Annotated in this window: 9 protein-coding genes; 6 read left to right on the top strand and 3 right to left on the bottom strand. The window is 73.7% G+C overall.

The window, feature by feature from the left end; translation table 11 throughout:
- Positions 1-41 precede the first annotated feature (41 nt).
- From ACFVVU_RS15855 to ACFVVU_RS15845, 3 genes are all read left to right on the top strand, one after another.
- Positions 42-1,232 (top strand): cytochrome P450, encoded by a 1,191-nt coding sequence (locus tag ACFVVU_RS15855; RefSeq protein WP_387790321.1) that lies wholly within the window; start codon positions 42-44, stop codon positions 1,230-1,232.
- Positions 1,233-1,346: 114 nt separating this feature from the next.
- Complete coding sequence (locus ACFVVU_RS15850; protein WP_380680794.1) at positions 1,347-3,125, top strand: phytoene desaturase family protein; 1,779 nt, start codon at positions 1,347-1,349, stop codon at positions 3,123-3,125.
- Entirely contained in the window at positions 3,122-4,180 is a 1,059-nt protein-coding gene (locus tag ACFVVU_RS15845) for an MDR family NADP-dependent oxidoreductase (protein WP_387790318.1), read from the top strand. Before ACFVVU_RS15850 ends, ACFVVU_RS15845 begins: the two co-directional genes overlap by 4 nt.
- A gap of 90 nt (positions 4,181-4,270) precedes the next feature.
- On the opposite strand, the gene ACFVVU_RS15840 is transcribed toward ACFVVU_RS15845, so the two are convergent.
- On the bottom strand, positions 4,271-4,840 hold the full coding sequence (locus ACFVVU_RS15840; protein ID WP_380680800.1) for a TrmH family RNA methyltransferase: 570 nt from the start codon (positions 4,838-4,840) through the stop codon (positions 4,271-4,273).
- On the bottom strand, positions 4,837-5,481 hold the full coding sequence (locus ACFVVU_RS15835; RefSeq protein ID WP_380680803.1) for a class I SAM-dependent methyltransferase: 645 nt from the start codon (positions 5,479-5,481) through the stop codon (positions 4,837-4,839). Before ACFVVU_RS15835 ends, ACFVVU_RS15840 begins: the two co-directional genes overlap by 4 nt.
- Before the next feature lie 256 nt (positions 5,482-5,737).
- Here ACFVVU_RS15835 and ACFVVU_RS15830 point away from each other — a divergent pair, with 256 nt between their 5' ends.
- Positions 5,738-5,929, top strand: coding sequence for a hypothetical protein (locus ACFVVU_RS15830; RefSeq protein WP_380680806.1), 192 nt, complete (start codon positions 5,738-5,740; stop codon positions 5,927-5,929).
- 38 nt (positions 5,930-5,967) lie between these two features.
- On the opposite strand, the gene ACFVVU_RS15825 is transcribed toward ACFVVU_RS15830, so the two are convergent.
- Positions 5,968-8,445, bottom strand: coding sequence for a YbhN family protein (locus ACFVVU_RS15825; protein WP_387790316.1), 2,478 nt, complete (start codon positions 8,443-8,445; stop codon positions 5,968-5,970).
- Positions 8,446-8,522: 77 nt separating this feature from the next.
- Between ACFVVU_RS15825 and ACFVVU_RS15820 the strand changes: the two genes are divergently transcribed.
- Both ACFVVU_RS15820 and ACFVVU_RS15815 read left to right on the top strand, forming a co-directional pair.
- Positions 8,523-8,789 (top strand): UBP-type zinc finger domain-containing protein, encoded by a 267-nt coding sequence (locus ACFVVU_RS15820; protein WP_355360047.1) that lies wholly within the window; start codon positions 8,523-8,525, stop codon positions 8,787-8,789.
- Positions 8,790-8,926: 137 nt separating this feature from the next.
- Positions 8,927-9,202: a hypothetical protein gene (locus ACFVVU_RS15815; protein WP_387790314.1), complete on the top strand. Its 276-nt coding sequence runs from the start codon at positions 8,927-8,929 to the stop codon at positions 9,200-9,202.
- Positions 9,203-9,297 lie beyond the last annotated feature (95 nt).

The raw sequence follows: 9,297 nt of genomic DNA, 5'->3' as shown, positions 1-9,297 counted from the left end.
TCCCGAGTCTGCCCGCCCCCGCACGAGAGACGGATCCGCCCATGCTCCGCCAGCACCCGCCGCTGAGCTACCCCTTCGAGCCAAACGGCCTCGAACTCGACCCCCGCTACGCCGAGTTGCGCGAGCAGCCGCTGGTCAGGATCCGGATGCCGTACGGCGACGGCGCCTGGCTGGCCACCCGGTACGAGGACGTCCGGGCGGTGCTCGGCGACCCGCGGTTCAGCCTGGCCGCCGCGATGAGCGAGGACCAGCCGCGGATGCGCCCGGTGGCCCGCACCGGCGCCGGCCTGTTCTCCACCGAGCCGCCCGAGCACACCCGGCTGCGCTCTCTGGTGGCCAAGGAGTTCAGCGCCCGCCGGGTCGAGGGACTGCGCGTGCGGGCCCGGGAGCTGGCCGACGAGCTGCTCGACGGCATCCTCGCCAAGGGCCAACCCGCCGAACTGGTCGAGGACTTCGCGATCCCGATGCCGACCACCATCATCTGCGAGGTGCTCGGCATCCCGGCCGAGGACCACCGGATGCTCTGGCGGTGGGCGGAGACGGTGCTCTCCGCCGTCACCCCGGGCGAGGTGCTGGCCGTCGACGGGCAGGCGTTCATCGACTACATGGCCGGGGTGCTGGAGCTGCGCGGCCGCGAGCCCGGCGACGACCTGCTCACCACGCTGGTCCGGGCCTGCCGCGAGCAGCGGCTGATCAGCGAGGAGGAGCTGCTCTCCATCGCCTGCGACCTGCTGATCGCCGGCTTCGTCTCCACCACCAACCAGATCGGCAACTTCTTCCACCAGCTGCTGGTGAACCCGGAGGAGTCGGCGAGGCTGCGGGAGAACCCCGGGCTGATCCCCAAGGCCGTCGAGGAGCTGATGCGCTACGTGCCGCTGCTCACCGGCTTCAGCCTGCCCCGGTACGCCACCGAGGACGTCGAGCTGGGCGGGGTGGTGATCCGGTCCGGTGAGGCGGTGATGATCGCGACCGCCGCCGCCAACCGGGACCCGGAGGTGTTCGAGGAGCCCGAGCGGCTGGTGCTGGACCGGCCGGCCAACCCGCACATCGGCTTCGGCCACGGCGTGCACTACTGCATCGGCGCGCACCTCGCCCGGCTGGAGCTCCAGGTGGCGATCGAGCAGGTGCTGACCCGGTTGCCGGGGCTGCGGCTGGCCGTACCCGAGCGCGAGCTGCGCTGGAAGGAGGACGCGATGGTGAACGGTCTGCAGGCGCTCCCGATCGCCTGGTGAACGCCCGCCCCCACGGACGCCACGGCAAGGCAGGGCACGGCAGAGCACGGCCGGACCAGGCACGGCCGGACAAAACACGGCCGGACAAGGCAAGGACGACGAGGAAGGCCAGTAATGGCACGGCAGACAGACACCGCACGCCGGCGGGAGTCGATGATCATCGTCGGCGGCGGTCTCGGCGGCCTGTCCACCGGGTGCTACGCCCGGATGAACGGCTACCGCACCAGGATCTTCGAGATGCACGAGATCCCCGGCGGGTCCTGCACCGGCTGGGACCGCAGCGACTTCACCTTCGACTGGTGCATCAGCTGGCTGCTCGGCAACGGCCCGGGCAACGAGATGTACCAGATCTGGCTCGAACTGGGCGCGCTCCAGGGCAAGGAGATGCGGCACTTCGACGTCTTCAACATCGTCCGGGGCCGGGACGGCCGGGCGGTCTACTTCTACTCCGACCCGGACCGGCTTGAGGCGCACCTGCTGGGTCTCTCGCCGGTCGACGCGGCGCCGATCCGGGAGTTCTGCGCGGGGATCCGGACCTTCCGCCGGGCGCTCGCGGCCTACCCGTTCCTCAAGCCGGTCGGGCTGATGGGCCGGCTGGAGCGCTGGCGGATGCTGGCCTCCTTCACGCCGTACTTCAACACCATCCGCAAGTCGATCGCGGTGCTGATGACGGACTTCTCGCAGCGGTTCAGCGACCCGCTGCTGCGCGAGGCGTTCAACTTCATCCTCTACGAGAAGCACCCGGCCTTCCCGGTGCTGCCGTTCTACTTCCAGCTCGCCTCGCACGCCAACCAGGCGGCCGGGGTGCCGGAGGGCGGTTCGCTCGCGCTGGCCCGGTCGATCGAGGACCGCTACCGCGGGCTCGGCGGGGAGATCACCTACAACGCCAAGGTCGAGGAGATCCTGGTCGAGGAGGACCGCGCGGTGGGCGTGCGGCTCAGCGACGGCCGGGAGTACCGGGCCGACATCGTGGTGTCCGCCGCCGACGGCCACACCACGGTGATGAAGCTGCTCAAGGGCCGGTACCTCAACGACACCTACCGCCGGCTCTACACCTCGCTGATCGACGAGCCGGGCCAGCTGTCGCCGGGCTACGTGGCGCTCTTCCTGGGCCTGCGCAAGCCCTTCCCGGCGGGCGACCCGTGCACCACCTACCTGCTGGGCGAGCGGGAGGCGGCCGCGCTGACCGGGATCCGCTGCCCCTCGATGAACGTCCAGTTCCGCACCCGGCACTACCCGGAGCTGGCGCCGTCCGGTTCCACCGTGGTGTTCGCGACGTACTTCTCCGACATCGCCCCCTGGCGGGCGCTGTCGGAGGGGCCGGAGCGGTCCTCCCGGGTGCGGCGCGGCGAGGAGCTGCACACCCTGCCGGTCAAGCACGGCCGGGAGTACGTGGCGGCCAAGCGGCGGGTGCGCAACGGCATCGTCTCCTTCCTGGACGAGCGCTTCCCCGGTTTCAAGGACGCGGTGGCCGTGGCCGACGTGTCCACCCCGCTCACCCAGGTCCGCTACACCGGCGTCTACGACGGCACCTTCCCCGGCTGGAACCCCTTCGTGGAGGGCGCCGAGACGGTGGAGGAGGAGATCAAGCGGAGCGGCCCGGTGCTGCCCGGGCTGTCGAACTTCTACCTCTCCGGGGTCTGGGCGACCATCGGCGGGCTGATCCGGGCGGCCGCCGCCGGGCGGCACGTCATGCAGTTCGTCTGCCGGGACGACGGGCTGGAGTTCACCGCCGAGATCGACCGGAGCGCCCCGCCGCCGACGCACCTGGTCATCCCGGTGGGCCGGCCCGCCGAGCCGGCCGGCCGGACGGCGCCGGTGGCAGCCGGTGAGGCGGCGCGGGACGAAGGCCGCGAGGACAGCGAGAACGTGCAGACGGGAGCCCTGGCATGAGGATCGAGAAGTGGGTGGTCCGGGAACACCTGGACGGCGTGCCCGACGTCAACCGGATCTACGAGAAGGTCGTCGAGGACGTCACGATCGACCTGCGGCCGGACGAGATGCTGTTCCGGACCAGGTACGTCTCGGTGGACCCGTACCAGAACGGCCTGGCGTTGGAGACGCCGGTCGGCCACCACATGGGCGCCGACTCGATCATGGAGGTGATCGGGGCCGGGCCGGAGGCGGCGTTCGCGGTCGGCGACCTGGTGCAGGGCTTCGGCGGCTGGCGCACCCACGTCGTCCACAACGGCGCCGAGGAGCTGTGGACGACCGGCATCTTCCCGATGGTCTTCCCGGCCTACCGCCGGCTGGACCCGTCCTGGTACGACGAGCGGCTGCCGCTGTCCACCGCGCTGGGCATCATGGGCGCGCCCGGGATGACGGCGTGGGGCACGCTCACCCGCTTCCTGGAGGTCCGCCCCGGCGACACCGTGGTGATCAGCGGCGCGTCCGGCTCGATCGGCACCCTGGTGGGCCAGTTGGCGAAGCGGGCCGGCGCCGGCCGGGTGGTCGGCACCACCGGCTCGCCGGGCAAGGCCGAGTACCTGCGCGAACTGGGCTTCGACGAGGTGGTGGTCTACGCGCAGGGCGACGACGCGGAGAAGGTCCGGCAGGCGCTGCTGATCGCCGCGCCGGACGGCGTCGACCGCTACTTCGACAACCTGGGCGGGGCCGTCACCGACGCGGTGTTCACCATGCTGAACGTGGACAGCCGGGTGGCGGTCTGCTGGCAGTGGGCGACCACGGTGAACGGCGAGCTGACCGGGCCGCGGCTGCTGCCGTACATCATGTTCCCGCGCACCACGATCCGCGGGATCTTCGCCCAGGAGTGGTTCACCGAGCCGCTGCTGGCGCAGATGCACCGGGAGCTCGGCGGGCTGGTCGGCAGCGGGGAGATCCGCTACCACCAGACCGTGCACAAGGGGTTCGACGCGATCCCGCAGGCCTACCGGAGCCTCTACCTGGACCGCGACGTCAACCGGGGCAAGGTGCTGGTCGAGGTGTGACCCGGTCCCGGGCGGGGACGGATCGGCCCCCGCCCGGGACGCGGTTCAGCCGTTGCCGGGCCCGGTCGTCGGGCCCGGCCGTTGCCGGGCTCAGTCCTCGTCGGGGCCGCCGACGTCGGAGCCGTCCGGGGTGCCGGTGATCGCGTACCCCTGGCGGCGCGCCTCGTAGCAGGCCACCGTGGCGGCGGCGGAGACGTTGAGCGAGCCGACCCGGCCCAGCTGCGGCACGTAGACCACCTGGTCGCAGAGGGCGAGCGCGTCCGCCGTCACCCCGCGGTCCTCGTGGCCGAGCACAAAGGCGACCGCCGGGGTCAGCTCGGCGGCGAACATCGGCACCGCGTCGTCCGCGAGCTCCAGGCCGACCACCTTGAAGCCATCGGCCTTGGCGGCCTCGATCGCCTCGGCGACGGTGGGGAAGTGCTCCACCTTCAGGTACTTGTCGGTGCCCATCGCGGCCTTCTGCGCGCCGGACGAGCGCACCGACGGGGTGTCACCGGTCAGGTAGAGCTTCTCCGCGCCCATTGCGGCGCCGGTCCGGACGACCGAGCCGACGTTGAAGGGCGACTGGAGGTTCTCCAGGATCATCGCGAGCCGGAACTCGTTGCCACGCCGCCACGAGCGGTGCAGCCGCTTCAGTTCGGTCCCGCGGAGCTGCTTCACGACGTCGTCCCTCGTCCACTCTCGGGGCCCTCGCCCGCCGTCGGGCGGGGCCGCGCTTCCAGAATCCGGAACCCGTTGACCGAGGTCAGCCGGGTGGTCGGCCAGCCCTGCTCGTTCAGCCACTTCTGCAGCGAGTCCGAGCCGAGGTGCTTCTGCACCACCAGGAAGGCGGAGCCGTCCGGGGTCAGCCGGCCGAGCCACTGCTCCAGCAGCCGGCGCAGCGCCGCCTTGCCGATCCGGATCGGCGGGTTGGAGTAGATCGCCGCGAACCGCAGTTCGGCGGGGACCTCCTCGGGCAGCGCGGCCTCGACGTTGCCCAGCCCCAGCGACTCGGCGTTGTGCCGGACCAGTTCCAGGGCGCGGCCGTTGACGTCCACCGCCCAGACCGGGAGCCGCTTGCGGCGGGTCGCCCAGGTCAGCGCGATCGGGCCGTAGCCGCAGCCGACGTCCAGGATCGGGCCGCGCACCCGGGGCGCCGGCGCGTGCTCCAGCAGGATCCGGGTTCCCGGGTCCAGCCGGGTGCGGGAGAAGACGCCCGCGTCGGTGGTGAGCTCCAGGGTGAGGTCCGGCAGGGTGACCGTGATCGGGCGGCGCTCACTGGCGACCTCGGGTGCACCGGTGAAGTAGTGCGAGCCGGACATGAATTCCCCGTCGTTCGTAAGGGCCTCGGGGCCACCGGGAGGTGTGGGTAAGCCCTGCTGGTACGGCTCCGATCGTACCCCGGTGGCCGGGAGGCCCGTTCTGCCCGGCGGGCGTGGGAGGAGGCAACACGCCGACGCGCCGTCGGCGCTTCGCGCCCGGGCGGAGGCCGACGGATACTGCCAGTACCCCACCGGGCAGTGGCCATCGGGTCAGAGGAAGCCTCCGAGGAACCTTCGAGGAACGAGGACGGACGCCATGCCGCAGAACCACGAGGACTACCTGGACGAGGCCGACGAGGCCGCGGAGCCGGACGAGCAGACGGCCGAGGACGAGTACGACGAGCTGGCCGAGCGGCGGTCGCTGGGCGCGGACCCGGCCACCGACGTCGCGGACGCCGCCGAACAGAACCGGATCGTCCAGCTCGACCAGGACGAGTACCGGGAGTAGGGCCGGTCGCCGGGCCCGCCCGCGTCGGAAGCCCGGGGTCAGAGCGCCCCGCGGCGCTGGAGCCAGCTGAACGCCGCCCAGCCGGGGAGCACCGGCAGCAGGAGGGTGAGCAGCCGGAAGAGCGTGACGGTGGCCGCGATCCCGCCGTCGTCCATCGAGGTGGCCCACTTCAGGCCGGCCGCCAGCGCGCCGTCCACGAAGCCGGCCCCGCCCGGGGTCGGCGCGGCGCTGCCCGCCGCGTTGCCGACCAGGAACACCACGCCGACCGCGGCGAAGCCCGGCTCCGACCCGACCGCCCGGGCACAGCAGTACAGGCAGCTGATCAGCGTGATCGACACCAACAGCTGCCCGGTGAAGCCGACGGCCAGCCGCCCCGGGTTGCGCAGCAGCTCCACCAGCCGGGGCAGCACCTCGGCGGTCAGCGGACGCAGCCGGGCGACCAGCCAGCGCCGGGCGGGCGGCACGGCGGACACCGTGGCCAGCACGGCGCCCGCCACCGCGATGCCGCCGACCACGAACGGCAGGATCTCCAGCTCGGAGCCGCCGGCCTCCAGGCCGGTCAGGTAGACGAAGGCGCCGACCTGCAGCAGGTGCAGCACCAGTCCGAGCAGCTGTCCGACGCCGACGCTGGAGAGCGCCTGGGCGGTCGGGATGCCGGCCCGCTGGAGGAAGCGGGTGTTCAGGGCGACGCCGCCGACCCCGCCGGGGGAGACCAGCTTCACGAAGGAGCCGGCGACCTGCGCCAGCACGGCGTTGCGGAAGTCCAGCCGCTCGGGGACGAAGCCGACGAAGCCCATCGCCCCCATGACGTGGCTGGTGGCCGCGGCGAGCAGGGCGAGGACGAGCCAGAACGGGTCGGCGTCGGCGACGGCGGTGAGCGGGTTGCGCTCGGTGGCGAAGAACTGCGGGATCAGCAGCCAGCCGGCCACCACGCCGCCGCCGACGGCGAGCACGGTGCGGGGGCGCAGCCGCTCCAGCCGGACCGGTCGGACCGGGGCCTGCGGGCGGCTGTGGAGGATCTCGGTACGGATCTGCTCCAGCAGGTCGGGCTCGGGCGGCGCGGGCGGTCCGGGCGGTGCGGCCGGTGCGGTCCGTCCGGACCGTTTGAGGGCGAGCCGGGTGCCGCGGGTCAGCGCGATCGGCTGGAGCAGCGGCAGGGCGGCGGCGACCGCGTCCGGGCCGAGCGCCGCCACCGCGGCGCGCACCGAGCGTTCGGCCCCGGTGCGCAGCGCGAGCGTGGTGAGCAGCTGGGCGACGTCGCAGCGCAGCACCAGCTCGCTCGCGGCGATGTCGCCGTCCGCGAGGTTCACCAGGTGCACCGCCCCCGCCGCGTCCACCAGCAGCGCGGAGGGCACCAGCGCGCGGTGCGCGATCGCCCGCCGCTGGAGCAGGGCCAGCTGGCCCCAGGCGTCGGCGAGCAGCGCGTCGGTGAGCTCCTCGTCGCCCAGCTCGTCCAGGGTGCGGCCGGGCAGCCGCTCGTAGGCGACCAGCGCGGTGTCCGGGCCGAGCTCGGCGGTGGCGGCGATCCGGTGGGTGCGGACCCCGGCGGCCACCGCCGCGTAGGAGACCAGGGCCTCGTGCTCCAGCCCGGTGCGCAGCGAGCGCAGGGCGCGCGGGTGCGGGGCGGTGCGCAGCCGCAGCCGCCGCCAGGCCCGCTGCACCAGGGCGGCGGTGACCGCCTGCCGGTCGAGCAGCTGGACGTCGAGTTCGGGGCGGCCGTCCTGCTGGCGGACCAGGTAGCGGTCCGGGCCGGCCGGGGTGGCGGCGGCCGGGCGCAGGCCGGCCTCGCGCAGGCTCTGCAGGAGCCGTCCGGGCCGGGGCCGCGGGTCGGGGGTGCCGACGGCCCAGCGGGTGCCGTGGGCGGCCGTCCAGCCGATCAGCAGACCCAGCAGCAGGGCGGTCGGGGTGGCGGTCCCGCCGGCGAGTCCGGCCAGCGCGGAGAGGCTGAGGACGGCCCACGGCACCCGCCGTTCGCGGGCCGCGGAGGCGATGAGGAAGGCGAGGACGGGGGCGAGGTAGCCGTACACCGGCTCGGTGCGGGCGAGCGGGTCGCCGGGCAGCGGCCGGGTGAGCGCGGAGGCCAGGGAGAACGGTGCGCGCCCGTCGATCCACAGGTCGACGGCGAGCGAGGCACCGTAGGCGAGGACGGCGGCCAGTACGCCGTCGGCGAGCTGCTGGAGGACGTGCCGCCGGTCCGCCGCGGTGCCGAGCAGCCGGCAGGCGCCCGAGAAGCCGGGCAGGAGCAGCAGCGCGGCGGTGCTGAGGCCGGTGGCGACGCCGCCCAGCGGGTGCGGCACCAGTGCGGCGAGAGCGGCGGCGTCCTCGGCGAGGCCGTTGGTGGTGGCCCGGGCGTAGTCGGCGCCGAGCAGGGTGAGGGCGATCACGGCGAGGCCGGCGAGCAGCCGGATCAGTGCCGCGGGCTGCCGGATCCGGCCGGTGCCGGATATGCCCGGGGGCGGGGGGTCCCCGGTGCCGCCGGCCGTGCTGATCGTCGCGTTCCCCGTCACATCCGCCACTGGTGCATGCTCCCACGCGCCCTCCGGGTGCGTGTCCCGGGGAGCGGGGCGGGCCCGGCGTCACTACTGTGCGTTCCATGAGCGACTGCGAAGACCTCGCCGCCGCACCCAGGGACATCGCGCCGCTGCCGCCCGTGGACGGCTGCGCCGACTGCCTGGCCCAGGGGCGCCGGGACTGGGTGCACCTGCGGCTCTGCCTGGACTGCGGCCACATCGGCTGCTGCGACTTCTCGCCGCAGCGGCACGCCACCGCGCACTTCCACAACAGCTCCCACCCGGTGATCCGGTCCTACGAGCCGGGGGAGGACTGGCGGTGGTGCTTCGTCCACGAGCTCATGGGGTGACCGGGTCGAGGGGATGACCGGGTTGACGTTCCGGCCGCCATGGGTTGAGGTGTAATTCCCGACCAATCGGGACATAACGCCCGTGCGGCCTCCGGCCGGGTTCCGTCTGGCCGGCGGCCACCGAAGGGAGGCCGACGATGACCGAACGAACAGCGGGAAGCTCTCCCAGACTCCGCCGCGGCGCCCGGGACCTGCTGGAGCGCCGGGGCATGGCGGCGACGCCGGACACGCTCCCGCCCCGGCTGCGGACCGGCGTCCCGCAGGCCGCCGCCGGCGCCGGGGCCGCGGGCGCCGACTCGTTCCGGCACGGCGGCCGGGACGCGGTGACCGCCGTCCCGCACGCCGCGCCGTCGCAGCACGCCGAACTCCGGGGACACCGGCACCGCGGTGCCGAGAAGCACAGCGCGCACTGAGCGCCCCGCCCCGGTCGGCGCCCTGACCCGCGTTCAGGACGTCGGCCGGGGCCGTGCGGTGGCGTTGGCGGTGGTTCTGTCAGTGGTCTGCGGTA

This window comes from Kitasatospora sp. NPDC057965 (assembly GCF_042887135.1).
GTDB lineage: Bacteria > Actinomycetota > Actinomycetes > Streptomycetales > Streptomycetaceae > Kitasatospora.
This window is presented reverse-complemented; position numbering and strand designations above follow the sequence as displayed.